Source organism: Salegentibacter maritimus (genome assembly GCF_016236915.1).
Taxonomy (GTDB): domain Bacteria; phylum Bacteroidota; class Bacteroidia; order Flavobacteriales; family Flavobacteriaceae; genus Salegentibacter; species Salegentibacter maritimus.
Genome location: NZ_JAEHOK010000012.1, coordinates 125172 through 151785, shown reverse-complemented (window position 1 = coordinate 151785; position 26614 = coordinate 125172). Strand labels below are relative to the sequence as shown.

Genomic DNA, 26614 nt, shown 5'->3' with positions numbered 1-26614 from the left:
GAGAGTGTAAAATAAACTCTGTCTGAATTGAATTATTTATTAATTTCATTCATACAGAATTATGGCAACAAAAGAACAACAAGAATTCGAGAAAAAGGTGCTTGACCAGTTCATGTCAGGCAAAAGCCTTTTTGGTGCAGACGGTGCTTTTGCACCGATGCTCAAGAACGTTATTGAGAAGGCCCTTCAGGCAGAGATGGACTCTCATCTAAGTAGTGATGAACGCTCCAAAGGGAATAAACGCAATGGCAAGGGAAAGAAAAAGCTTAAAAGTGGCTTTGGCTCTTTTGACATTGAAACCCCTGAAGACCGTCAAAGTAGCTTCCAACCGGAACTGGTTAAAAAGCGACAGACGATTCTGGCTGATAATCTTTCAGAAAAAATTATCGGTCTTTATGGACTTGGAATGAGCTACCGTGACATCTCGGGTCATATCAAAGAAATGTACGATACCGATATTTCCCATACGGTTTTAAGCCAGATCACCGATCAGATCATTCCTGATATCAAAGCCTGGCAAAGTCGTCCTTTAGAACCCCTTTACTGTATTGTTTGGCTTGATGCCATGCATTATAAAGTTAAAGTGGATGGAAAGATTGCCCACAAAGCACTTTATAACATCCTGGGTATTACCAAAGAAGGGAAAAAGGAAATCCTGGGGATGTATATCTCTGAGAGCGAAGGTGCTAATTTCTGGCTACAGGTTTTAACCGACCTTCATAACCGTGGATTACAGGATATCTTAATAGCCTGTACAGATAATCTCAAAGGCTTTACACAAGCCATCTTAAGCGTTTATCCAAAGGCTCAGGTTCAGCTTTGTATTGTACACCAAATCCGTAATTCATTGAAGTATATTGCCTCTAAAGATCAAAAAGAGTTTATGAAAGACCTGAAAAAGGTCTATAGGGCTGTCACTAAAGATGTAGCCGAAGATGAGCTATTGAACCTGGAAGGGAAATGGGGTAATAAATATCCTGTAGTTATTGAAAGTTGGCAGCGTAACTGGGAACAGCTATCCCAGTATTTTGAGTATACAGAACCCATTAGGAAGATTATTTACACCACTAATGCCGTAGAGGGCTTCCATCGGCAAATCCGGAAAGTTACCAAAACCAAGGGTGCTTTCACCACTGATATGTCGCTGCTAAAGCTAGTCTACCTGGCCACACGAAACATTGAGAAGAAATGGACCGCTCCTTTGCATAATTGGAGCCTTACGATTCAGCAATTTTATATTAAATTTGGAGACCGGATACCGCTGGACATAAACGCCAATTCCTCTGGGGCTAGCCCCAGAGGAATTGAAACATCAGACAGAGTTTAATTTACAGACCCTTACCTAGTAAACTAATTAAAAAACTAAAGTTTGATTTTAAAAAATTAAAATCTTCTGGTCTTTGTTTTAAGATTAAATGGAAGGCTATTAAATCTGCCAGGTATTCTGCTTTTTTATATTCATTAGTTCTCTTACCAGCAGGAATCTCCCCAGGAAGACCAAAACTTTTTGCCTGGATAAGTGTGGCTATATGAGCAAGTTCATGTGCTAATACAAAAAGTTGAATTGTGCTACTTTCCAAATTTATAAGCCCCCTACTTATTTCAATATAATCTATCGCAGCTCCAGCATTGATGGAATAGTCCTTTTCATCAACTTGTAATTTGGCAGGAATATTTATGCATTTATAGTCGTTAAATAGCGGAACCGCTGCGGTGGTGTATAAATTTATTATTTTGTTTTCTCTATTCAAAAATTGTTCCTCGTCTTTGGCTAACGGCTCTACTTGTGAAGTGGTACTATTGCAGGAAGAAATAATTAAGAATAGAAATAGGATGTAATTTTTCATTGGTAATATTAAAAAAACAAGCACCCTAATAGAGTGCTTGTTTCATGGTCAAAATGAAAACTAAAGGCTAATTCATTCAGAGTAATAAGTAAAGGTTTTATCTACCGTGGCTAAGCCATCAAAATATGTGTACGAAGCGCTAACCGGATATCCATCTTCATTGTACTCATAAGTGATAGTATCATCTGCAAGAGTCCCACTGATAGGGTTGTTCACGTTTACAGACTGTATTCCTATATTAATTGCTGCGTAAGCCGTAGGATACATCCCTATGAAAGGATTGTTTTTTTCATCATACGTGGCAACGTAAACCTCTCCATATCTATCTTCTTCAACCACATTCCCATCTTCTATAACAAATTTGATTTCATCAACAGAATCGTCATTCTCATGATCTATTCGTTTTTCAGAAGCTAAATCCCCATTTTCTTTATACTCGTAGTTGAAAGTATAAATGGCAGTTCCCTCTTTTGTGTACTCAGCTTTTACGATCTTATTATTTTCGTAAGTATAAACTGTTTTCTCATCTGTGGCATCTACACTTTTAGATATAACTTGGTTTTTATCATTGTACTCAAAAGCATAAGTAATGTTAGAAGTTTCACCAAAATCATTGATTTCTTTTGAGATTTCTTCTACAAAATTTGCGTCATTGTATGTATAAGTACTAACAGAGTTTTCACCAAACATATCAGTAAGGGTATAAGTTTCAAGTTTGGAACCACTTCCTACTTCTCCACGAATATTTATAGTAACCGTGTAATCTTTTATAGAACCATCTTCCGCAGTTACGGTAAAAGTTTTAGCTTCTCCGTCTTCAAAAGTAATTGCTTCTCCTGAAGCTGGAGAAATTGTGGCATTTTGTGAAACTGAAATACTTGGAATTACACCTGATAGAGAAGTGCCAAAAGGAACGCTTACTGCAATATCAGTTCCCAGATCATAGTGGATATCATCTGCACTTATACCTTCAAAATCTAGCGTGAAATCAGTGATTTCGGCAAGAGAAGATAATTGAGGTGTAGAATCATCGTCTTTGGAACAGGAAATTGCCGTAATGGCTACCACAAAAATGCTTAAAATAATTGAATACGTTTTTTTCATTATGTAATTGTTTAAAGGGTTATTTTATCTTTTCGTTTTAAGAGCAAACCGCAAGATAGCAACGGCTTATTGATTTTTATTTTTTTATAAAAATGGATTGTTTATTATTGCATCATTGGGAATGGGGACTATATATCTATCATCATTTTTTTCTAAAGTATAAGTCTGATTATCATATCTCTTTGTAATTTCTGGTTGAGTGGTTCGCCTTAAGTCATACCAACGATGGCCTTCAATAGCGAATTCTCTGCGACGTTCTTCAGAAATAACAATAAGTAGGTTTTCTTGATCTAATTCTTGAATATTCGTTTTGAAGGACTCGAATCCTTCTGGTGTATACCTGTTTTGAGCAAACTCCAATAATACCGTTTTAGAAAGTTCAGTTTGCCCCAGCCTGGCAAGTGCCTCCGATTTAATTAAATACAACTCTGAAGTTCTATAGCTAACCTTGAATTTATTATCCTTGCTTTTTTTACTTCTGTATCTTTCTGTGGCCGTTTCTTTGAAATAAAGATCAAAACGTAAATCTGAAGATTGATTGTAAGAATTGATCAAATCATCAGAAATCGTAGCGTTTGTTGCGATGTCAAAAGATGCAACTGTTTCCAAGGCCAGTATGGATTCTATTGAATTATATTCCGAGGGCATAGCAGACATATCAGTATTCAAATCTTGTAATTCGGAATTTATTGTCAACGCCGCTTCCGTGTTTTCGATCGCATCCTGCCATTCGCCCAGATATAAAAAGACACGGGCTTTAAATGCTTTTACAGCTACCCTGGAAAACCGATAATTAAAACCTGTAGATTGCTTATCTACAGAAATTAGGTTTTCAGCCATTTTTAGATCTTCAAGAATGAAGTCATAAATTTCTTTTACTGTGCTTGTCGGGTAGTCTACTTCGGTTTCATACTTAGTAACAATTGGGACTGCTGGATCCCCTTCAGCGGTAGCAAGATTAAATGGTTTAGAATAGAGGTTTACAAGTTCAAAATATTGCATAGCTCTAAGAGCAAAAGCTTCACCCACCAACTCATCGATGGTCTCAGCATCTCCTTCTATATTATCTTTGTTTTCTATAACATGATTGCAATAAAAAATAACATTGTAAAAGCTACCATAAGGAAATTGTCGTGTTAATGGGCTTGGATTTTCATCATTCCAAGTATAAATATCTTCATATTGCTCTACCCCGGGGCTTTCTGGAGTGATCTGTAATTCATCACCTCTGTAAGTTGTTAATATTTTATTGAGATGTGTAATTGAATAGGCTGAAGTTAAAAAACTTCTGTAATCTTCTACTGACGTCGGAATGACCTGGCCTACCGGCTTTATATCTAAATAATCATTACAGGAAAAACACAGTAATACTGTAATAGAAAGGTATATTAGTTTTTTCATAATAATTTTTTTAAAAGGTAAGGTTAAACCCTCCTGAGATTACTTTTGGGATTGGTTGGGCATAGAGGCTTCCAAATGTTTCGGGGTCAAAATAACCATCGTAATTGCTTCCGAAGACTAATAGGTTTCGGCCTTCTATATTTAAGCTTAGTCCTGATATTTTTAAGTTTTCTAATTGTTTTCTCGGAAAAGCATAACTTAGTTTAATACTGCTAATGCGGATATAAGAAATATCCTTTACCCAGATGTCCAAGTTATCGTAAGTTTTTCCTACATCGTACGAATTGTACCAGTTGTAAACCAAATCTGTGTTAAACCCTGGAGAATTAGCGCCAATAAGTGCAGGCAAATTACCAGTGCCCGCATTTAAAATTTCGGTACTGTAATTATTACCAGGTTGTGCTAGAGTAGGGTAGTAGCTTGGTGTGGCCTGCACTGTTTGTTTTAAATTGAAATTGCTAAGTATTCTAAGGTCAAATTGTTTGTATTGAAAAGTATTTCTGAAACCTCCACTAAATTTTGGTGCTCCGTCACCAACATAGGAGTACAGATTCCTATGTTCTTCTCGGGTTAACTGGCTGCCGTCTGTGGCTTGTTCTAAATTATAAAAATCTACGGCAGATACTTGTTTGCCATCCTTTAGGAACACTGGTAGTCCATTACTATCTAATCCAGCTGTCTTAATAGCAAAAATGGCATTTGCGCTATAACCTTGTAAAGAGGGTTTGAAATTTTCTTTCCTAATTGCTATATCTTCTACTACGCTTTTATTATGGGCAATATTGAAGCCGCTAGTCCATTTGAAGTTTGGATTAGTAACATTCATGGTATTAATTGCCAGTTCGAAACCGCGATTACTTATGGTGCCCCAGTTAGTGTTGATGAAATTGTACCCACTCTCCAGGGGCACCGCTTTCAGCCCTATCAAATCGGTACTTTTTTTGTAATAATAATCACCGGTTATATAAATCCGATTATCTAACAATCCCAAATCAAGCCCTATGTTTGATGAAGTTGTTTTTTCCCACCTTAGATCTGGGTTCGGAGCTCCCAGGGCTTGAATGATTTCTTCATTCATACCTGGTAAGATTGAGACATTACCATAACTACCCAACACAAAAGGGGATGTTGATTTGTCTATATTTCCTTGAATCCCGTAAGAACCCCTAAGTTTCAGGTTGCTTACAAACTCCAGATCGGCCATAAAACTCTCTTCGTCTATTTTCCATGAACCCGCAAGCGACCAAATTGGCAGATAACGAAACTCTGGGTTTACTCCAAAGAGATTAGATCCGTCATATCTTAAACTGCTGAAGATAGTATACTTTCGATCATAAGTATAGGATGCCGTACCGAAAAACGATGTAAAGGCATTCTCATTAGAACCTTTTTGGTAGGGATCAAACAATGAGTTTTCTAAGGCTCTATCATCGGTTATCTGAACAGTTGTTAAGGTGTTAGGATTGAAACCGAATCCTTTAGTATGAATTTGATTTGTTTTATTTCTTCTGAACTCTGTGCCTAACATTACATCCAGTTCATGGAGATTGTTGAAGGTAGTATTGTAATTGGCGGTTGTTTTCCAATTATATTGAAAAGCTTCTTTATTCCAATTCTGAATAATTCCTCCTTCAGGCATGTAGTAACTATCACCCTCTGGAGTGCTGTATTGAGATCTTTGCCTGTACTTGCGGGTATAATAACTGTTTTTGTCGCTGAACTTTTCCGTTTTATTGAAATCCAATTGTAAACCTAATTGTGTAGAGAAATGAAGATCGCTATTTAGTTCATAATCTATGTTGAAAATTGATTTTAGGGAATTTGCCGCTAAATCGTGACTGGTGTTTTTGCGCTCTTCAAGAACATTATAATTAAGGTTGAGATCTGAACGTTCCACCAAATCTGGGTCATAGACATAGTTTCCCTCATCATCGGTTAGCTTTAGATATGGATTCGCGTTCCTGGCATAATAGGCAGGATTTGTATAAGAATCTGCACCAGTGATGTAGGAAAAAGTCTTATTCTGGTTTCCAAATAAGGCCACTCCTACTTTAAGCTTGTCGTTTAGAGAAAAGTTGTTTTTTAAGGTAATGTTGAATCGCTGCTGGCCGGTACCAATAGTTCCGCCCTTTTCATCAAAAATACCTGTAGAAAAATAATAATCGTTCTTATCATTACCTCCTGAAATACTTAGACCGTACTGTTGGTTCACCGCCATTTGGTATAATTGGTCCTCCCAATTAGTACTATTAGTTCTTAGGTTGTTTATGGCGTTTTGTGCTTCTGGAGAAATAGCCGAAAAACCGTCACTTTGAAAAGTATTGTATTCATCAAAAGAATTTAATATTCTGGCAACATCACCGCGCTCTTTTTGATATTGAAGATCTTCCCGACTTGCCAAAAAGAGTTCAAAGTCTACCTTTTGGGAAGAATTCATCAGGTTTAATTTGCTATAATCAGGTTTTTGCGTTACAAAAACATTGGCATTGGTATTAATACGCATTTTGCCCTTTTTTCCATTTTTACTGGTAATCACAATTACACCGTTTGCTGCTCTCGCACCATAAATTGAGGTGGCCGCTGCATCTTTTAAAACAGTAATGCTTTCAATATCATTAGGGTTTAGCCCTGCTATCGGATAGGATTGTAAATTGTCAATATTGTCCTTATCTCGAAAATCAGCCGGAATATCTTCTCCTTCTAGCGGAATACCATCCAAAACCCAAAGGGGATCTGAAGAACCATTTAATGTGGCTGTTCCTCTAATTGAGATTTTTGAAGGTGCACCGGGCGCACCACTGGTGGGTTGAACAAGAACCCCCGGAAGTTGTCCAGTGAGCATCTGATCTACTGTGGGTACTCCTGCTTGCTGAATTTCTGATACATCAATTGTAGAATAGGAGGAAGTAGCTTTGCGCTTCTCAATTTTCTGATAACCGGTTATAAGTACCTCAGTTAAATTTTCCGAACTTGCTTCAAGAATAATATTTAAACCTGTAGATGATTTGGAGACATCCACTGATTTGGTTTCATATCCCATATAAGAAACCATTAGCGTTTTGATATTATCGTTGATTTTTAACTCAAAGTTACCGTCAAAATCTGTTGTGGTTCCTAGCATGGCGCCTTCCAGAACACCTTCCTGCTTCGCCTGGTTTCCAACCAAGGAAGAGGAAATATATACCGAAGCTCCTGGAATTGGCATATTCATAGTCGCATCGATTACAGTTCCACTTACCAGTTTTTGGTTTTGTTGAGCTGCCAGAAAAGTTGGAATTAAGATCAATAGGTATAGGAGATTCTTCATTTTCTAATTCTTCAAATTATACTCGATTCTTGAGATAAGGTCGCGGTAATGTGCCCTAGTAATGCGGTCACCTCTTTTCTTTTTCTTTTTTAGTAATTTTAGAATATCTTCCAGTGCAGCTCTTTTACTCGTAGCAACATCGGAAACACGGGGGATGTATGAAAAGTGGATATTTTTAAATTGTTTTGAATTTTGGGAGAGCACATTTTCTTTTGTTTTTTTTAGCAGTTTATTTCTGTCAACAGTCAAGACATCCACGTAATTCTTTTGAGTGATTCTTTCAAACATATCTAATGATTTCCCCTTTTTAGTATTTTCGAAAATTGCATCAAATAGTTCATCAAATAAATATTGTTCTGTAAAGACTTTATCACCCTTATTTACCAGGATCTCATTTTCTGTAATCCTCATAAGCCTGTCTGTACCTAATAAATCGTAGATTAAATTGGTCTGGTAAATGCGTAACATGGAAACAGGAGAGTAATAGCGTTCTCCATCTGGAGCATCTCGTACTGCAAATACTTTGTCTATAATCTCGGGTGTAAATAACCACTTTTGTGGTGTTATCCCGTTTTTAATCAAATAATTTAAAGCGCTTTTTTGTAGAGTCGCGGGTACAGGTTCATAAGTGTCTTTCCCATCACCATAAACAGTATTGTTGAGATACACTCCTCCAATATTAGCCATAACATGATGATTGTATAAATCCCACTGATCTATTACGGATTTGTATAATTTTGAAGCCTTATAATAATCTTTGCCATCTTCCTTGGTCCAGGCAAGAATATTCGGGACAATTCGCTTTAAATTCTTTAACCCATATTCGCTGGCTCTTACTGAATTATCTCCTAGGTCTTCACTTTGAGATCTTGGATCAACTACCTCAGCTTGCTGTGGTCCATAAAAATATTGAGGGTCATTTTCGTGTCTACGAATCCACTGATTTAAAATCGGGATTTCTTCATGGGAAGATTTATTTTCAAGCCATCGGTAGCCCCACTCAATAGCGTATTTGTCATAAACACCGATTTCGGGAGTAATAGCTGTCACACTATCTTCCGGTTGGGCTACATAATTAAACCGAGCATAATCCATTATAGACGGTGCTGTTCCCGCCATTTTGGAAGTAAAACTTTTTGATCTTAAGGAATCTACAGGATAGCTGAATGAGGCACCCATATTATGTTTAAGACCGAACGTGTGACCCACTTCGTGAGATGAAACGAACCGAATTGCCTCTCCCATTAATTCGTTTGAAAAAGTATTAGGCCTTGCTTCAGGATCGATAGGACCAGTTTGAACGCGTATCCAGGAATGCAAACCTTTCATAAGGTTGTGCCACCATATAATGTCTGATTCTAAGATTTGCCCACTTCGTGGATCAACAATAGAAGGCCCCATTGCATTTTGATTTTCGGAAGCTGCATAAGTGATAACGGAGTACCGTACATCATCTATATCAAAGTCTTTATCTTCTTCTGAGGGAATTCTAACCTGAATTGTATTTTTAAAACCTGCTTTTTCAAATGCAGCATTCCAATTTAGAACACCTTTTTTTATATAGGGAATCCATTGTGGTGGGGTAGATGGATCTATATAATAAACTATAGGCTCCTTAGGTTCAACCAGTATTCCTTCTTTATATTTTTCAATATCTTCTTTTTTTGGTTCCAATTTCCATCTTGTAATTAAGTCCCGGGATTCTACCTGCTGTTGTATATCAGAATAGTATTCCATTGGCGTAGAAAAATAGCCAATACGCTTATCTCCAAACCTTGGCTTCATAATTTTGGAGGGAAGAAGAACAATGTTTGTAGTAACACCAATTGATAATGGTAACTCTGGGCTTCCACCTTCACTTACGGAAGTGGAAAGTAGTGCCTTTATTACTATATTTTTAGGAAAGGACTTGACTTCTTCTAGAATTGAAAGGTCTGTTTTAATGCTTCCTCCCAAGCCAGTGTTGGCTAGGACATCACTAAAGCTTTTTTTCTTCCCATTAAAAATCTTATTTACTTTGATAAAAGAAGAGGTAGAGTCGGTATTTTGCGTTTTGATGTCAAACTCTTCTATAATAGATTCTCCGAAGTTTGCCTGAACTGAGCGCGTAATGGCATCTGATTTTGGCGATTGTACTCTTGGGTTTATAGTTTTAACCCATAATTTATTATGTAAGGTGTCTTTGTAAAACCGTATAAGTTTAGTCTCGAAAGCCATTCCTTTATTTAATCCGTGACCATTTAATGCATAGGGCACACTTGAAACTTTATTTACTATTAAGAGATCTTTGGTAATTAAAGAATCCGGGATTTCGAAATAGTAGTCGCCTTTTAAATTGTAAATATTGAATAGTCCTTCCTTAAGGTTCCCATCTTTTAGAAACTTTTGATAGGATAATTCTTTATCTTCTTTAGTTATGGAATCACTCTTTTTATTGGCTTCGTCTTGCGTTTTTTTCTCATTAGCCTTTTCGTTTGGTTTATCCTGAGCAAAAATGTTGGTGCTAAAAACGAATAAAGGAAAGAGTACTAAAATTATATATACTGTCCTACCTTTCAATAAAATTTTTTCCATAAAATAAGATTAAATTAATGCTAAAATTCTATTAAATGAGATGTTAATAAAAATCAAATGGAGTGAACTCAGCAATTTATGGAGTGAAGTTTAAGTTTACGTTAATAGAGGGAGGTGGCAAATGAATTTTCCGTCAGAAATCTCTGTTTTAAAGGTTTTTACATTGTAATATTTGTACGAGTTTTTTAAATAGTTTAATCCTATTTTGTGGCTTTCCGAATTCTTGAGCTTACGAGGGACGTAGTTATTCATAACTTGAATTTTACTACTTCCGATAAGAATCTCTATATTTAATGGATGATGTTTGGTGAATTCATTATGCTTAATAGCATTCTCAACTAGTATTTCAAGTGCTAGGAAAGGAATCCTCTTGTATAGAATGCTTTCGTCTTTACAGGTGTTATTTATAGTCACATTTATACTTTTTTTAAAACGAATTTCATGAAGAAAGAAATATTGTTTTAAAAAGGTGATTTCTTTTTTTACGGTTATTAAATTGCCTTCCTTGTTTTCAAGGAGGTATCGATAAACATCTGCTAGTTTAATAACAAATTCTTTTGATAATTCTGGTTTGGAATCAATAAGAATATGCAAGGAGTTAAGGCTGTTAAAGAGAAAATGGGGGTTTATCTTCTTTTTCAATTGGGTAAGCTGTAAAACTGCATTCTCCTTTTGATACTTTTCATTGGCATTTATTAGCTTTTCCTTTTCTTCAACTATTTGAAGATTTTCAAGAAATTCTTCCTTAAGTTGATACCGTGAGACCAGAAATAATAGCATAAAAATTATAAAAGCAAGTAAGCTAATCCATAGAAAGTAATCTTGAATCTGTTCAGTTTTTTCTTTTAAAACCATATCTAATGGAAAACTTTCGATTACAATTAACGAATTGTTACCTACTACAATTTTGTCAAAATAACGTCTTACTTCTAAATTTAAATACTGCGATGTGGTTTCATCTTTTAGACGAATCCCCGGTGATGTATTTTCATTATTAAGAATATTTTGGATCGAAACATTATTAAAATATCGATTCAGCTTTTTTCCAATAAATTTTGTTTCAGGATGCAGTAGACAGATGCCGTGGCTATCTGTAACCACAGTATAACCAATTCGTGCGACATTGTTCTCTGAAAAATTTTTCCAGAAAGCCAATAAATCAATATCATATCCTACAACCAGAATAGTATCTTCACTTTGATTCTGCATGTAAGATTTCCTATATATAACATTCTCTGTGGATGCTATAACCGTATCTATAAATTTAGGAGAGTTCGAAACATCTAAATCCTTTGATATGCCTTTTCTTAGTTTAAACGATTCATTTGTGAAATTGGAGGATTCAATACTCTTAGTTCCATTGGGGGTCATTACATAAAGAAAACTATCTGAAATGAGATCGGAAAAAAGAGCTATATCTTTTATTAAAGTTAATTTTTTTTCTAACTCCTTATAGGAAGTATTAGAAGAGTTTTTAATCAGATTTTCCGAGTATATCAGAAAATTATTGAGATTATTGAATTCAAATTTAATACTATTCTTTTTTGAATTAAGGCTTTCGTGAATCACATCCTCCAATAGGCTTTCTGCTACCAAAGTTATTTTTGGTGTAATTACAGCACTTGCAGCAAAAAAAAAGAAAATCAATATTAAGCTAGCGTAGAAATATTTTTGGTGCTTTTGGAACTGGTGTAGAAATTTATAAGACTTCATTCTAATTATTTAACCAGCTTTTGAAGGATTGAATGTTTTTAGCACTTATTAAAACTGGATCCTGGGTATTGGGCAATGGATGTAGTTCTAATTTGAGTCTATTTTGGCTATATTTTACTATTGATTTGATTGCGTTGTGTTGAACAATGAACTTTCGGTTTATTTTAAAAAAATCTTTTAGATCTAATTTTTTTTCAAGGTTGGATATGGTGTCATCATATAGAAAAATTTCACCGTCTTTTTTACATAAAAAAAGCGATTTATTTTCAGCCATAAAGTAGGCTATATCCTCGCTACTTATGGAAACTAATTCTTCGCCTTTAGAAACAAGAAAGCGTGTTTTTTTCTGATTTATTTCTGGAATTATTTTTAATTGGGCAATTAAATTATCCAGTTCATTTTTGCTTTCACTGGCAGAAGAAGTCTGATTTTTGTAACTAAAAAATTTTTCTAAAGCTCTATTTAATTTTTCTTTCTCATAGGGTTTTAATAAATAATCAATAGCATTAAATTGGAAAGATTGGATAGCATATTGATTAAAGGCAGTAGTGAATATAATTGGGATGTCAATCTTTAAAATCTCAAAAATCTCAAAACTTTCACCATCCCCAAGGCTAATGTCGCTAAATATTAGATCACAGGTGTTGTTTTTAAACCATTCCAAAGCTTGCTCTACACTTCCTAATTTTTTTTTGATAGATAAATTATAGTGTGTTTTTAATAACAAACTCTCTAAAGAATCTGCAGCTAATTCTTCATCTTCAATAATAACTACCTCCATAAATTTCGCCTATTAATTAATAACAACATGCATTTGGTACATTCTATTTTTAAATAGAGTGATTTTGAATAATGTTTTGATAAAGCTGTTATCTTTCTCATCCTTATAGGATAAGCTTGCGAAATTAGGAAATCTTTTTTAGAGCAAAAATATAAAAGAGAAATCTAATGAAATTTCTATTGTAAATAAGGAGTTTCATCTGATGCAACCTTTCTTAAAAACCAATGTTATAAGAAGGGACCTTTTTGTCTAGAGGTATACTAAAAAGGAGTGACTCTTCGGAATGAGAATAAGTTAACTTGATGAGGTAAATGCTTTCATGTAATTTCTAGATTAACTATACACATTTTGCGATCTATTGTTATCGATTCTTAAAAATTGAAATTTTGTAGGTTCTAATTACTTTGTCTAAAGCCTTATCTTTAGAATAAATTATAGTCTTTGAATTAGTAAGAAATGAAGATGGCGTTTTTTTAAAAAAATTCAGTGATCAGTGTTACTTTTCACGGTTTTTAATTGATTTAGTTTAATAGGTTTCATCAAGTAATATTAATTCTAATTTGTACTCTTCCACGCTAAAAAGGGAACGATATAGATCATAAACTTTCTTGCCGTGTTTGAATGTTTTAAATTAGTTGCAGGGCCGGTGGGTTTAAAGTGTTTTAAGTAATTGTTTGATGCAAAGGATCACTTTCTATGACGCATGCAAAATTAATCTTTTTCATTATATAGAATGACTTTAAAAGTTGTACCAATATTTTCTTGACTCTCCACTTCAATTTTTCCGTTCATACTTTCTATTTGGTTTTTAACAATGAATAATCCTAAACCTCTAGAATCCTCATGGCTGTGAAAAGTCTTATACATTTTGAACAAACGGTCTCCGTGGTTTTTTAAATCCATTCCCAGACCATTATCTTTGAAGAATAGCATTGTTTTATCTTTCTTAACAGTACTGTAAATTTTTAAATAACTATTTCTTTCAGGTGACCTATATTTGATAGCGTTAGTGATGAAATTTAAAACTATACTTTCTATATAAGCAGGAACCCCCTTAATTTTTGCGTTTAGATCAACCAAGTTTTCAATGTTTATTTTTGCATTTCTTATTTGACTGGATAAGCTATCTATATTTTTTTCGATCACATCATGCAAATTGACAGTATGTAGATTAGCTTTATTGAAGCTAACTGATATTACATCACTAAGATCTTCCACGGTTTGTTGCAAATTTTCTGCGCCACGACTAACCATTATAAAAAGCTCATTACTTTTCAATTCTGGATGGTCGGTTTCTAATACATCTAATAGGCCAATAATTCCAGAGCTATGGGATCTCAAATTATGGGAAACAATATGAGCGAAATTCTTTAAGCGGTTGTTTTGATCCTGGGTGATGTCAAGCAAAGATTTAATCTCAGTTTCAACCCTTTTTAATTCTGAAATATCTACTGCCACTCCAAGATAGCCTGTAATTTTATCGTTTTTTTTAATAGCAGTTACTGATAATAGAACAGTAAACTTACTACCATCTTTTCTAATATAGGTCCATTCTTTAGCCCCAGATTTTTCTTTATGAGCCTCGTGAGTAAGTACTTCAAAATCTGAGAATTTTCGATTACTATCAGCAATTTTTTTTGCTTCATCCCTAATTTCCTGCTTTTCATGAATAGATAGTGGAGTTAATCTCCCGAGTACTTCCTCCTGCTTATATCCTAATGCAGTTTCTGCCCCTGAATTAAAATGAGTGATTAAGCCCTTTTTGTTAGTTGCAATGATAATTACTTGAGTACTTGCATCTAATACAGCCTGAAGATTGGAAAGAGCTGCCTGTAACTTTTTCTCTGCTTCTTTCTCTTTACTTATGTCCTGAATAAAAGACCAAATGAATTTATTTTTATTGAGATCCTCCACCATCACTCCCCGTAAAAGAACCGGGTATCTAGATCCATCTTTTCGTTTAAATTCTTTTTGAAATGGTCCGTACACTCCTGTTTCCTCCAAATGTTTGAGTGCATTTTTCTCTCTGGTCTCATATTCTATGGGGGTTAAATCCCAATAACTCAAATTCAAAAATTCTTTTCGAGTATAACCAGAAGGCTCAATCAACTTATTATTAACATCCTTAAATTTTCCCGTTTCAAAGTCATTAAGAGCAATACCAATAGGTGATAATTCGTACAAGGCATTTAGTAAATTCTGCTGATATTTTAATTTCTGGGTATGTTTCTTTGCTGCAGTAATGTCAATTATTTGAGATACGAAATAAAGAATGGCTCCACTATGATTTCTTACTACTGAAACAGCGAGAATTATATGAACAATATTTCCATTTTTATGAAAATATCTTTTTTCCAAATTATAATTCGTTCGTTTACCTTCAATTACTTCCTTAAGTAAATTTAAATCTTTATCTAAGTCTTCGGGATGGGTAATATCCTGAAAAGTAAGTTGCATCAGTTCTTCAGCTGTATAACCTAAGATTTCACAGACTTTTTCATTAACTTTTAACCATTTTCCTTCTTCATTAAGTAAAGCCATACCTATGGCTGCATTTTCAAAATTTCCCCTAAATGCTTCTTCACTTACTCTTAATTCTTCTTCGTATTTTTTACGTTGATTGATGTCCTGGAGAGTCCCGTACATTTTTAATGGTTTACCATCATGCGTCCATTCAAATACCTTCCCTCGCTCCATGACCCAAACCCAATCGCCATTTCTATGTTTCATTCTGCTTTCAAACTCGTAAAACTCGGCTCTTTTTTGGAAGCATTTCTTTAATAGATGATTGGATTCTATAAGATCATCTGGATGTGCCAGTCCAGTCCAGGTTTTTATACTTACCGGTTGTAGTTCCTCTAAAGTATAACCTAAAATTTCTGCCCATTTTTCATTAAAAATAGTCTCACCCGTTTGGACATTCCATTCCCAGGTGCCCACATTGGTGCCTTCAATAACAGATTTAAACCGCTGTCTAACATCCACAATATCCTGCACCGGACTTCCTTCTGGTAGCACATAAACAACATTATCATGGTCGTCAAATATAGGTTTGAGTCTAAAAAGTATAGTAGTGGAAATTTTGTTTGCAGTCCATACCTTCACTTCGTAAGAAACCATTTCACCTTTTGCAGCTTTGTAAAAATTTCTTTTTAACTCCTCTTTGGTTTCTTCCGATATCTGCCACCAGTAACAATCCCAGAAAGGTTTGCCAATTACATCTTCTGGTTGAAGATTAGCAACTTTTAAAGCGGTCTCATTGGCTTCCAGTAGTGTTCCATCGAGATCTAAAAAGCCAATAAGTGTAAATGTGGAATTGAAAATTCCTCTAAATTTGAGTTCATTTTTCTTAAATTCTGTAATGTCCTGGAAGCTTCCAATCAATTTATCTCCTACTTTACGGCCTGTACTTCTTACCCAAATCTCATTATTTTTTGCTGTAATTAACCTGCAGGTTACATCAAATCGATTACCAGTTGCTATGGTATCCTCTATTGCTTTACTAATTTTTGCCCTATCGTTAGGATGATAAAATTCTATTGCACTTTTTTTATCAAATTCATAATCTAAAGACACCTCGTGAATATGATAAACAAATTCTGTCCAAATTGTTTTTCCCGTTCCTATATGCAGCTCCCAACCCCCAATTTTATTAGCTTGCTGAGTTTCTTCCAATAAATCAAGATTTTTCCTAAGTTCTTGATTAATATTACTGGCTTGAATTTGCTTTTTTCTTAACTCTAAAAGCTTCATCGCTTGGTTTCCGAGGCTACTCAATAATTTTTTTTGCTCATTACCTAGAATTTTAGGTTCAGAATCTATAACACATAAGGTGCCTAGTGCATGTCCATTTTCATTAACCAATGGTACGCCAGCATAAAAACGTATGAAAGGTTCTTGTGTGACCAGAGGATTATCTTTAAAACGCTCATCTTCCTGCGCATTTTCTACTATAAATAATTTATCAGGATGGTTTACGGCATGAGCGCAAAAGGAAATTTCTTTACAGGTTTCGCTGCTTTTTAAACCTTCATTAGAGAGAAACAATTGTTTATCTGCTGTAATCAGACTTATAAGCGATATCCTGGTATGACAAATTTGAGCAGCCATTTTGGTTAGGAAATCAAAATCGTCTTCTCTCGCTGCGGTTTCAATATTATAAGCATCTAACTCTCTTAATCTGGCACTCTCGTTACTAGTTTCTTCAGGTTTATTCATTTTCAATATTAAATTTGTCGTGCTATAAATTTGTTTAAAATGAATACTATATTCCTACAGTAATGAACTTCTTTATAATCTCTTCCAATAGTGGTAATTTTATAGGTTTTCTTAAAAATCCATCCATATACATAATATCTCCTATTTCTTCTAATTGATCTTTTTTATACCCGCTTAGCGCTATAATTTGTGCTCTTCCACCATCCGTTTCACACTCTCTTATTAGTCTTGCGGTTTCAAATCCATCTATGGTAGGTAATTCAATATCTAGAAATATAAGATCTACTTTGTTTTCTTTAAACTTTTGGATAGCATCTTCTCCATTCTTACAGCTTAATACCGTGGCATCAGGACATGTCTTTTTAATAAGTCGTTCAATTAGTAGAAGGTTTATAGCATTGTCATCAATAGCTAAGATGCAAATTTTTTGTGTAGGGTGCATATCAGGTTTTTTGGGGCGTGAACAATAAATTTAGTTTATCAATAATAAGGATTACTAGGTTATTCCCTAAACTGATAGTATTAAAATTAATTATATTATTAACAGGGAAATTTCAAAATTCTGCATTAAAAATTAGATATTTGGCTGTCATGGGAATGCTTTAAGTTTCTAGAAAAAAAACTCTTTCTCCTTGGAGATTTCTCTTTGTTTAAATCTTTTTGATTTTTAATAATCAATGATTATTTTATTTTGCTTTGAGGGAATTTATGTAAAGGTGTGATTGAAAATATTATTCACTAAACAATAAACAATACAGGAACTATCTATAGCTTAGTTGCCGAAAAAAATTAATTGCTGTTGTCAGCAGCCATTCGGCTTCTTAAATTATTCATATCCTCACTTAATTTCCCGTCTAAAATCTTGGCGTAATGTTGGGTAATTTTTATTGATTTATGACCAAGCATTTTACTTACACTTTCAATGGGAACACCGTTTGAAAGGGTAATTGTCGTAGCAAATGTATGTCTTGCAACATGGAAAGTTAGATTCTTTTCAATTCCACAGGCATCTGCAATTTCCTTTAAATAGCTATTTGTTTTTTGATTGGATAGCACTGGTAAAAGAGTGCCCTTGGGATTTGTAATGTTTTTATATTTTTTAATAAGTTCTTCTGGAACTTTTAAGAGTGGAATACTACTTAGGGATTTGGTTTTCGTTCTTTTAAATTTTAACCATTGGCTACCATCAATTCCCCTAATAATATTTTGTGCAGTTAATTTTTCAATATCGGAATAAGAACATCCAGTATAACAAGAGAATATAAAAGCGTCCCTTACTTGTTCCATTCTTCGGATGCTAAGGCTCTTTTCCATTATTTTAATTATTTCCTCTTTCGTTAAAAATTCCCGATCTATAACCTGGCGCTTTAGTTTAAAATTGTAAAAGGGATCTTTTTCCAACCAGCCATTGGCCACAGCCATACGGACAACTTTTTTCAAATAGGCTAGATATTTTAAAGCAGAATTATGTGAAAGATTCAGATCTGTTTTCAAATAGTAAATAAAACTATTAATGAATTTTATGTCAATATCTTTTACGCGAAAATCATCAGTCTTAAAATGGGATGCAATATAATTGGTTAAATGCTTTTTTGTGGTCTTGTAACGTTGTAGTGTTCTAAATGAATAATCTTTATTAACCAGTTTTTCCATTCTTAAGTTATGATCCTGAAACATTTCCAGAATTCCCTTTTTCGATGAATCATCATTGCCTATAAAAATATTTTTCAGTACAGCTGCCGAAATATTCTCATCTGAATCCTGAAGTTTTTGAAATATAGCGTATAGGCGGTTTTTCATAATATCCAGATGCCTGTTTATTGATTTAGCTTCGTTCGATTGACCTTTAAAACAATTGGCTTTTGAATTCCATTTGTTTAATTCCACTCTTCTCATGGTACTAACTTCAGCTCTTTTTCCATTATAGGTGATTCTCATATAAACAGGAACTTTTCCTTGTTTGTTAGTTTTACTTCGCTTGATATAGAAGAGAATTGATAATAAGTTCTGCATAATGATATATTTTGAATGATAAATCTAAAGAAAAAAAACTAAACAAAATAGTTGTAAAATGCATTAAATCAATATGTTAAGGTTGATTCGGTGACCTGTTTTGGACTTTTGAAAAGGGCACCGAATGGGACACTTTTAATACCTATTCAAATGTTGTTATTTGATATTATAAAAAATAAAAAACCCCGTAAACATTGAGTTTTACGGGGTTTTGGTTTTGTTTGAAGTCTTAAAAGTACTCGAGGCGGGAATCGAACCCGCACTTCCGAAGAAACTGGATTTTGAATCCAGCGCGTCTACCAGTTCCGCCACTCGAGCAAGTGGACGGCAAAATTATAAAATTTTCCCTTTATCACACGGTTTTTTTAGTTTTTTTTCGAACCACTAATTATAAGGGATAACGGCCTTGATTTTCCCAAATAATGAAGATGTATAGAGTTTCCAGGTTTGTTTTTAACTTTTATTCTAAAGCATTATAAGCTAGTTAAGCATTAATCTGTTATTTGATATAAAGAAATAGGGTGTAGGGTTTTAAAGAACACCTTACTTTAATGCTATTTTGCTCATTTCAAGGCGAAAATTTTCAGCTCTTTTGTTTCCAATTAAAAAACGCACTTCCTGAATTTCATCAGTCGAAAAATTAGCAATGTTAAGACTTCTACCCCGGTAGGTGGGAGTCATTTCTTTTAACGGAACCTGCACAGTTTGCCAATTTCCGGTTGTTTTAAAAGTATACACATAGGAAGCCTTTTCTTCTAAATTAGATTTTAGCCTAAACTGGTAATTTTTTCCGTCTCCTTTTAATAAAATATAAGCTTTTGTATAATTACTGATGTCTTTAAGGGCAAATCGATAACGCAAGGAAGCAAAACCACCATTGTTTTTCAGGGAAACATAACCTTTAAAAATGGCATTTCCTTCCTTGCTGCGCTCCAGTTTGCTAAAAGAATTGCCGCCCATTACAACATCATTTTGTATTTCCCAGCCCGACCAAGCTTTAGTTGAATTAAAGTTAAAAATCAGTAAGTTGCTCATAATTAGTGGTGTTATGGTTATTGGGAATTGCTGATAAAGCATTTTTACCTTAAATTTAAGGCTTTAAGGATAATTAGCTGTATTGGAGCCGTAGAATGAAATTGTATTTCTTTAGCTACCAATTTAATGAGAATTTACGCTGTATGTTTCTTAAATCCCGGGCTGTTGTGAAAATTCTAAATTTTAATAGGTAGTAGAAGCCATCAAAGTCTGTTCGGGAAAAAATAAATTTATAAATTTGGCCCCTCACAACATATGTACCACAAAATACGCAAACACAACACAAGATGCCAGAAGTAACTACCGAAGCAAAAATTTTTTCCTGTACCCAAAGTAAAGCTTTAGCTGCTAAAATAGCAGAAGCTTATGGGGCGAAACTAGGAAACGTGATTACCTCCACGTATAGTGATGGTGAATTTCAACCTTCTTTTGAAGAGTCGGTTCGCGGTTCCCGGGTTTTTATTATAGGGTCTACGCATCCGGGATCAGACCATTTAATGGAGATGTTATTAATGCTAGATGCTGCTAAAAGAGCATCAGCCAGACATATTACGGCTGTTCTTCCTTATTTCGGATGGGCACGCCAGGATAGAAAAGACAAGCCAAGAGTGCCAATTGCCGCTAAAATGATTGCCAGTATTCTTGAAACCGCCGGAGCAACCAGAATTATTACCATGGATTTGCACGCAGATCAAATTCAGGGATTCTTTGAAAAGCCGGTAGATCATTTGTATGCTTCCACCATATTTCTTCCGCATTTAAAAAAATTAGGCCTGGACAACTTAACTATTGCTTCGCCAGATATGGGTGGGTCTAAAAGGGCTTATGCATATTCTAAAGCTTTGGAAAGCGATGTGGTTATTTGCTATAAGCAACGTGCAAAAGCCAATATGATTTCGCATATGGAGCTTATTGGAAATGTAGAAGGTAAAAATGTGGTGCTGGTAGATGATATGGTAGATACCGCCGGTACCTTAACTAAAGCAGCCGATGTAATGATGGAGCGTGGTGCTATAAGTGTACGGGCAATATGTACACATCCCGTGCTTTCTGGAGAAGCTTACGAGCGAATTGAAAACTCGAAGCTTCAGGAATTAATTGTTACAGATTCTATTCCTCTAAAACAGGAGAGCAAGAAAATTAAAGTGGTGAGCTGTGCCCGTCTTTTTGCCGATGTAATGACCAGGGTACACGAAAATAAATCTATAAGTTCTAAATTTATTATGTAAACTCCTTTGTGCTTATATTTTTAATAGGACTCCCGAATTAAAATGTTGTTTTAAAGAATTTTGATTCAGGGTTTTATAGAAGCGAAAAAAGCACTACTTTTGCAGCCTAAAATTTTTCAACAATGAAATCAATTACGATCAACGGATCTAAAAGAGAAAGCGTAGGAAAGAAAGCCACAAAGGCCCTGCGTAATGCTGGACAGGTTCCTTGCGTATTATACGGGGGAGATGCCAAGCCGTTGCACTTTGCAACAGATGAAATTTCGTTTAACAACCTTGTGTACACCCCAGATGTGCATACCGTGGAAATTAAACTTGGAGATAGTGAGAAGTTTAATGCTATTCTTCAGGATATTCAATTCCACCCGGTTACAGATGCTATTTTGCACGTAGATTTCTACCAAATTAGTGATGATAAACCAATCACTATGGAAATTCCAATCCATACCGAAGGTGTTGCCCGAGGGGTGAAGAATGGTGGAGTATTGCGTTACAACTTACGTAGGTTAAAAGTAAGAGGTTTGGCTCAGGAATTGCCAGATTATATTACTGCTGATGTATCTCAGCTTAAAATTGGTCAAAAACTGTATGTTACAGCTGTACAAGATGAAGCTTATGAAATTCAGCATCCAGATAACACTGTAATTTGCCAGGTGAGAACTTCACGTAATATTGTTGCCTTAGACGAGGACGACGAGGATGAAGTAGCGGCAGACGAAGTACCATCTACTGAAACAGGTGATGTTGCTGCAGTGAAAGAAGGAGAGGGGAACTAATCTTTTTATTCCAACAAATACAAAAAAGCATCCTGTACAGGATGCTTTTTTATTTTAAATACTTTTTAAAACTTAATAGACTATTTTCAATTAAGCTTTTGTAGCTTTTTAGGAATAAGAAATTGTCTTTTTGGGTTGGTAGTAGCTTTTTTTAAATCTGGATTATAGGCTAAAAACATTTAGTTAAATATTCTAATAGTTTTATCTTTACCAAAACTAATGCTATGCTGCCTTTCTTCGGAAAAATACTTAGTAAGAAAAAGCCCCAGGAAGAAGAACAAGATCCCATGAAGAAATTTTTGATCGTAGGACTGGGAAATCCGGGTCCTAAATATGAAAATACCCGTCACAATATAGGCTTTAAAATTTTAGACTATATAGCCGAAAAAGAAGAGGTGAGTTTTTCTACCGAAAAATTGGGTGATGTCGCTAAATTTAAGTTCAAAGGCCGAACTTTTATATTGTTAAAACCTTCTACTTATATGAACCTTAGTGGAAAGGCTGTAAATTACTGGCTTCAAAAGGAAAAAATAGAATTGCAGAATTTATTGGTAATTACCGATGATCTTAATTTATCATTTGGAACCATTCGCTTAAAGACTAAAGGTAGTGATGGTGGCCATAATGGCTTAAAAGACATTCAAAGTACACTAAATACCACAAAATATAATAGATTTAGATTTGGAATTAGCAATGAGTTTTCTAAAGGCCAACAAGTAGACTACGTGCTGGGCGAGTGGGATGAGGAAGAGAGAAAGGAGTTGCCGGAACGTTTTCAGAAATCATCCGAATTAGTGAAATCTTTCGGGACAGCAGGTGTTTCTAATACAATGAATTCATTTAACGGTAAATAAGTTGGGCTTGAAGATACATAAAGGAGCAAATGCTTTTAAAAGTGAGAAGCAAACAGTAGTTACTATTGGTACTTTTGATGGCGTTCATGCGGGCCACCAGCAAATAATAAAAAGACTGGTAGATGCTGCTAAAATTGAAAATCTTGAATCGGTTATCTTTACTTTTTTTCCGCATCCAAGAATGGTTTTGCAAAAAGAAAGTGGGTTAAAACTTATAAATACCATAGAAGAACGTACCGAGATCCTGGAAGATACCGGGATAGATCACTTAGTAGTGCACCCATTTACACAGCAATTTTCCAGGCTTACAGCACAGGAATTTGTACGTGATATTTTGGTGAATAGGCTTAAAGCTAAGAAAGTAATCATTGGCTACGATCATCGTTTTGGCCGAAACCGTACTGCAGATATCAATACCTTAAAGCAATTTGGCGAAGAATATGGATTTGAGGTAGAGGAAATAACCAAGCAGGAAGTGGACCAGGTGGCCGTAAGTTCAACCAAAATTAGAAATGCCCTATTACAGGGTAGGGTAGAGCAGGCCAATAATTATTTGCAAACACCTTTTAGTTTAAAAGGAGTGGTGGTAAGAGGTCGTGGCCTTGGCAAAGAATTTAAGTACCCAACCGCTAATGTGAGTATTAAGGAAGATTACAAGTTGATTCCTAAAAATGGTGTCTATGTGGTTAGCTCTACCATAGATGGGGAAAAATATTTTGGGATGATGAATATAGGGACTAACCCAACCGTGGGAGGAGAAGAACAAACCATAGAAACCTATTTCTTTAATCTTGATAAAGATTTATACGGAAAAGAACTTAGAATAGAAATGCTTACCAGGATTCGGGCAGAGAAAAAATTTAGTTCTATAGAGGCATTAAAAATCGCAATGCGACAGGACGAGGCGTTTTCAAAACAATATATTAGAGATAATTATGCTCAATAAATGGCTTTTTAAGCAAGTAGATAATTCGGCACTTATTGCTTTTAGAATTATTTTTGGACTGCTTATTACCTTAGAAGCCGTTGGTGCAATTTTTACAGGTTGGATTCGAAGAGCCCTTATTGAGCCCGAGTTTACTTTTACCTTTATAGGTTTTGAATTCTTACAGCCACTTCCCGGTAATGGCATGCTATATTATTATGGGTTGATGGGGCTGTTTGGTGTTTTTGTAATGCTGGGCTTTAAATACCGCTTTAGTATTTTCTGCTATACCATTATGTGGGCAGCTGTTTACCTGATGCAAAAATCTTCCTATAATAATCATTATTACCTGCTAATGCTGTTATGCGGTATAATGTTTTTTCTTCCGGCAAATCGATATTTGTCGATTGATAGCTGGAAAAAGCCTAATTTACAGAAAATTGCCATGCCGCAGTGGGTGTGGCTTTTTATCGTACTGCAATTATGGATAGTTTACACCTATGCCTCGGTAGCTAAATTATACCCAGATTGGCTAGATGGTACCTTGCCGGCTATGCTTATGGCCGGAAAAGCCGATTATTGGTTGGTGGGGGAAATGCTGCAACAGCCCTGGATAAGATATGTAATTACTTATTTTGGACTTGTTTTCGATCTCTTAATTATCCCTGCGCTTCTATGGAAAAGAACTAGGTTGCCGGCTTTTATCCTGGCTATTTTCTTTCATTTATTCAATAGTTTTATTTTTCATATAGGTATTTTCCCTTATTTGTCCCTGGCTTTTTGCCTGTTCTTTTTTCCTTCAGAAAGGATTAATAAATACATTCTTCGTAACAAAAAACCCTATTACGATAAAGCTGAAATTATAGTTCCTCCTTTTAGAAATACATTAATTTTGGCGCTTTCGGTTTGGTTTGTAATTCAAATTAGCTTGCCACTTAGGCATTGGTTTATTAAAGATAATGTACTGTGGACAGAGGAAGGCCATCGCCTAAGTTGGCGTATGATGTTGCGCTCCCGATCGGGTAAAACCACATTTAAAGTAGTGGAAAAAGGAACTACAGATACCATTCACATCAACAAAGCACGCTACCTGAGCAGAAAACAAATGCGCTCCGTAAATTCTAAACCAGATATGATGTGGCAGTTTGCACAGTATTTAAAGAAAGATTATGCCAATAAGGGGAAAGAAGTACAGGTGTTTGTAAAATCTAAAATAAGTATTAACGGCAGGCCTTACCAAAATTTTATAGATCCAAAAGTAGACCTGGCAGCCGAAAAATGGAATCATTTTAAGCATCACGACTGGATTTTACCTTCAAAATTAGACTAGTAATTTTCAGTGCTTTTCTTACATTTGCAGCTTTAGATAAAAGTAAATTGCTTCAAATAGTTTTAGGAAGCGATAAGTAGAAATAATTAGTAATTTAGGGCTGAACCTCGGGATATTTAACTCTCGATTGTCGAATAAAAGAAAGCTATGTTACAGGTTAACCATATTAGGGAAAATAAGCAGGAATTTATAAACGCACTCAAAAAACGAAATTTTGAGGCCGAAAGTATTCTTGACGAGGTGCTGCAGTTAGACGATAAACGTCGGGCTACGCAAGCCAAACTCGATGATATTTTAGCCGAATCTAACAGGCTTTCTAAACAAATTGGGATGATGTTTAAAAATGGGGAACATCAAAAAGCCAATTTAATCAAAGAAAAAACAGGAAACTTAAAGGAAGATTCTAAAGCGCTTTCAGAAGAGCTCGCCACTACGGTAGCCAATCTTGAATCTTTGCTTTATACTATTCCTAATGTGCCTCACCAATCTGTGCCAGCGGGAAATTCAGAAGAAGATAACGAAGAGGTTTTTAGAGAAGGGGATGTTCCTGTACTTGCCGAAGGTTCACTGCCACATTGGGAGCTTGCCAAAAAATACGATATTATTGATTTTGAATTGGGAAATAAAGTTACCGGTGCCGGTTTTCCTGTTTATAAAGGAAAAGGAGCTCGCTTACAAAGAGCTTTAATTACCTACTTTTTAGACAAAGCTATTGATGCCGGTTATACCGAATACCAGTTGCCTTTAATGGTCAATGAAGCTTCAGGTTTGGGAACAGGACAGTTGCCCGATAAAGAAGGGCAAATGTATCATATAACGGCCGATGATCTTTATATGATACCAACAGCTGAAGTGCCTATGACCAATATGTACCGTGACCGCCTGTTGACCGATAAAGATTTTCCCATTGCCTGTACCGGGTTTACACCTTGTTTTAGAAGGGAAGCAGGTTCTTATGGAGCCCATGTTCGCGGACTTAACCGTTTGCATCAATTTGATAAAGTAGAGTTGGTAAGGATAGAAAAACCCCAAGATTCTTATACTGCTTTAGATAATATGGTTGAACATATCAAAGATATTTTAACCGATTTGAAATTGCCTTACCGAATTCTAAGGCTATGTGGAGGAGATCTTGGCTTTACCGCTGCCCTTACTTACGATTTTGAAGTGTTTTCTACCGCGCAAGATCGTTGGCTGGAGATTAGCTCGGTTTCAAATTTTGAGACTTTTCAGGCTAACCGACTTAAGCTTCGATATAAGAATAAAGAAGGCAAAAAGGAATTGGCACACACCCTTAACGGAAGTGCCCTGGCTTTACCACGTGTACTTGCGGGAATCCTGGAGAATTACCAAACCGAAGAGGGGATTAAAATCCCCGATGTTTTAGTGCCTTACACCGGCTTTAGGCTAATAGATTAAAAGGACGATTACTATTGATTAAAAGGGCAAATTCTTATATTTACAGGATGCGCTCTACCTTGTTTTTTATCTTTTTTATTTGCTCCAT

General features: G+C 35.2%; 18 protein-coding genes and 1 tRNA gene. 7 read left to right on the top strand and 12 right to left on the bottom strand.

Annotation, left to right across the window (positions count from 1 at the left end; all coding sequences use genetic code 11):
* The first annotated feature begins 61 nt into the window (after window positions 1-61).
* Window positions 62-1327, top strand: coding sequence for an IS256 family transposase (locus I6U49_RS10950; RefSeq protein WP_262894938.1), 1266 nt, complete (start codon window positions 62-64; stop codon window positions 1325-1327).
* 1 nt (window position 1328) lies between these two features.
* Here the strand turns inward: I6U49_RS10950 and I6U49_RS10945 are convergent, their stop codons facing one another.
* From I6U49_RS10945 to I6U49_RS10890, 12 genes are all read right to left on the bottom strand, one after another.
* Entirely contained in the window at window positions 1329-1847 is a 519-nt protein-coding gene (locus tag I6U49_RS10945) for a M48 family metalloprotease (RefSeq protein ID WP_198628686.1), read from the bottom strand.
* Window positions 1848-1919: 72 nt separating this feature from the next.
* The gene (locus I6U49_RS10940) at window positions 1920-2951 is read right to left on the bottom strand and encodes a hypothetical protein (RefSeq protein ID WP_198628685.1); all 1032 of its coding nucleotides are present in this window, start codon (window positions 2949-2951) and stop codon (window positions 1920-1922) included.
* Window positions 2952-3035: 84 nt separating this feature from the next.
* Complete coding sequence (locus I6U49_RS10935; protein WP_198628684.1) at window positions 3036-4352, bottom strand: RagB/SusD family nutrient uptake outer membrane protein; 1317 nt, start codon at window positions 4350-4352, stop codon at window positions 3036-3038.
* 10 nt (window positions 4353-4362) lie between these two features.
* Window positions 4363-7659, bottom strand: coding sequence for a SusC/RagA family TonB-linked outer membrane protein (locus I6U49_RS10930; RefSeq protein ID WP_198628683.1), 3297 nt, complete (start codon window positions 7657-7659; stop codon window positions 4363-4365).
* A 3-nt stretch (window positions 7660-7662) separates the two neighbouring features.
* Window positions 7663-10233, bottom strand: a complete 2571-nt coding sequence (locus I6U49_RS10925) for a zinc-dependent metalloprotease (protein WP_193712335.1) — start codon at window positions 10231-10233, stop codon at window positions 7663-7665.
* A gap of 96 nt (window positions 10234-10329) precedes the next feature.
* Window positions 10330-11946: a histidine kinase gene (locus tag I6U49_RS10920; protein WP_198628682.1), complete on the bottom strand. Its 1617-nt coding sequence runs from the start codon at window positions 11944-11946 to the stop codon at window positions 10330-10332.
* 1 nt (window position 11947) lies between these two features.
* Window positions 11948-12727, bottom strand: coding sequence for a LytR/AlgR family response regulator transcription factor (locus tag I6U49_RS10915; RefSeq protein ID WP_193712337.1), 780 nt, complete (start codon window positions 12725-12727; stop codon window positions 11948-11950).
* A gap of 711 nt (window positions 12728-13438) precedes the next feature.
* The gene (locus I6U49_RS10910; RefSeq protein WP_198628681.1) at window positions 13439-16945 is read right to left on the bottom strand and encodes a PAS domain S-box protein; all 3507 of its coding nucleotides are present in this window, start codon (window positions 16943-16945) and stop codon (window positions 13439-13441) included.
* 46 nt (window positions 16946-16991) lie between these two features.
* Window positions 16992-17387, bottom strand: coding sequence for a response regulator (locus I6U49_RS10905; RefSeq protein WP_198628680.1), 396 nt, complete (start codon window positions 17385-17387; stop codon window positions 16992-16994).
* A gap of 347 nt (window positions 17388-17734) precedes the next feature.
* Window positions 17735-18958, bottom strand: a complete 1224-nt coding sequence (locus tag I6U49_RS10900; RefSeq protein ID WP_198628679.1) for a site-specific integrase — start codon at window positions 18956-18958, stop codon at window positions 17735-17737.
* A 236-nt stretch (window positions 18959-19194) separates the two neighbouring features.
* Window positions 19195-19276, bottom strand: a tRNA-Leu gene (locus I6U49_RS10895).
* A gap of 225 nt (window positions 19277-19501) precedes the next feature.
* Window positions 19502-19993 carry a CIA30 family protein gene (locus I6U49_RS10890; RefSeq protein ID WP_232804695.1) on the bottom strand — a complete coding sequence of 164 codons (492 nt, stop codon included), beginning with the start codon at window positions 19991-19993 and terminating at the stop codon, window positions 19502-19504.
* A 287-nt stretch (window positions 19994-20280) separates the two neighbouring features.
* Between I6U49_RS10890 and I6U49_RS10885 the strand changes: the two genes are divergently transcribed.
* From I6U49_RS10885 to serS, 6 genes are all read left to right on the top strand, one after another.
* Entirely contained in the window at window positions 20281-21222 is a 942-nt protein-coding gene (locus I6U49_RS10885; RefSeq protein WP_193711502.1) for a ribose-phosphate pyrophosphokinase, read from the top strand.
* Between the two features lie 122 nt (window positions 21223-21344).
* Window positions 21345-21998, top strand: coding sequence for a 50S ribosomal protein L25/general stress protein Ctc (locus I6U49_RS10880; RefSeq protein ID WP_193711501.1), 654 nt, complete (start codon window positions 21345-21347; stop codon window positions 21996-21998).
* A 224-nt stretch (window positions 21999-22222) separates the two neighbouring features.
* Window positions 22223-22852, top strand: a complete 630-nt coding sequence (pth, locus tag I6U49_RS10875) for an aminoacyl-tRNA hydrolase (protein WP_193711500.1) — start codon at window positions 22223-22225, stop codon at window positions 22850-22852.
* Between the two features lie 7 nt (window positions 22853-22859).
* The gene (locus tag I6U49_RS10870; protein WP_193711499.1) at window positions 22860-23798 is read left to right on the top strand and encodes a bifunctional riboflavin kinase/FAD synthetase; all 939 of its coding nucleotides are present in this window, start codon (window positions 22860-22862) and stop codon (window positions 23796-23798) included.
* Window positions 23788-25107 carry an HTTM domain-containing protein gene (locus I6U49_RS10865; protein ID WP_198628677.1) on the top strand — a complete coding sequence of 440 codons (1320 nt, stop codon included), beginning with the start codon at window positions 23788-23790 and terminating at the stop codon, window positions 25105-25107. Before I6U49_RS10870 ends, I6U49_RS10865 begins: the two co-directional genes overlap by 11 nt.
* 147 nt (window positions 25108-25254) lie before the next feature.
* Window positions 25255-26526, top strand: coding sequence for a serine--tRNA ligase (gene serS, locus I6U49_RS10860; RefSeq protein WP_198628676.1), 1272 nt, complete (start codon window positions 25255-25257; stop codon window positions 26524-26526).
* Window positions 26527-26614 lie beyond the last annotated feature (88 nt).

What these genes read in the sequence shown, in the direction of transcription:
- I6U49_RS10915 (WP_193712337.1), bottom strand. Translation starts at nt 12,727, where the DNA reads ATGGAGGTAGTTATTATTGAAGATGAAGAATTAGCTGCAGATTCTTTA.
- I6U49_RS10935 (WP_198628684.1), bottom strand. Translation starts at nt 4,352, where the DNA reads ATGAAAAAACTAATATACCTTTCTATTACAGTATTACTGTGTTTTTCC.
- I6U49_RS10905 (WP_198628680.1), bottom strand. Translation starts at nt 17,387, where the DNA reads ATGCACCCTACACAAAAAATTTGCATCTTAGCTATTGATGACAATGCT.
- I6U49_RS10890 (WP_232804695.1), bottom strand. Translation starts at nt 19,993, where the DNA reads ATGAGCAACTTACTGATTTTTAACTTTAATTCAACTAAAGCTTGGTCG.
- I6U49_RS10925 (WP_193712335.1), bottom strand. Translation starts at nt 10,233, where the DNA reads ATGGAAAAAATTTTATTGAAAGGTAGGACAGTATATATAATTTTAGTA.
- I6U49_RS10865 (WP_198628677.1), top strand. Translation starts at nt 23,788, where the DNA reads ATGCTCAATAAATGGCTTTTTAAGCAAGTAGATAATTCGGCACTTATT.
- I6U49_RS10950 (WP_262894938.1), top strand. Translation starts at nt 62, where the DNA reads ATGGCAACAAAAGAACAACAAGAATTCGAGAAAAAGGTGCTTGACCAG.
- pth (WP_193711500.1), top strand. Translation starts at nt 22,223, where the DNA reads ATGCTGCCTTTCTTCGGAAAAATACTTAGTAAGAAAAAGCCCCAGGAA.
- I6U49_RS10940 (WP_198628685.1), bottom strand. Translation starts at nt 2,951, where the DNA reads ATGAAAAAAACGTATTCAATTATTTTAAGCATTTTTGTGGTAGCCATT.
- I6U49_RS10920 (WP_198628682.1), bottom strand. Translation starts at nt 11,946, where the DNA reads ATGAAGTCTTATAAATTTCTACACCAGTTCCAAAAGCACCAAAAATAT.
- serS (WP_198628676.1), top strand. Translation starts at nt 25,255, where the DNA reads ATGTTACAGGTTAACCATATTAGGGAAAATAAGCAGGAATTTATAAAC.
- I6U49_RS10910 (WP_198628681.1), bottom strand. Translation starts at nt 16,945, where the DNA reads ATGAATAAACCTGAAGAAACTAGTAACGAGAGTGCCAGATTAAGAGAG.
- I6U49_RS10885 (WP_193711502.1), top strand. Translation starts at nt 20,281, where the DNA reads ATGCCAGAAGTAACTACCGAAGCAAAAATTTTTTCCTGTACCCAAAGT.
- I6U49_RS10880 (WP_193711501.1), top strand. Translation starts at nt 21,345, where the DNA reads ATGAAATCAATTACGATCAACGGATCTAAAAGAGAAAGCGTAGGAAAG.
- I6U49_RS10945 (WP_198628686.1), bottom strand. Translation starts at nt 1,847, where the DNA reads ATGAAAAATTACATCCTATTTCTATTCTTAATTATTTCTTCCTGCAAT.
- I6U49_RS10900 (WP_198628679.1), bottom strand. Translation starts at nt 18,958, where the DNA reads ATGCAGAACTTATTATCAATTCTCTTCTATATCAAGCGAAGTAAAACT.
- I6U49_RS10930 (WP_198628683.1), bottom strand. Translation starts at nt 7,659, where the DNA reads ATGAAGAATCTCCTATACCTATTGATCTTAATTCCAACTTTTCTGGCA.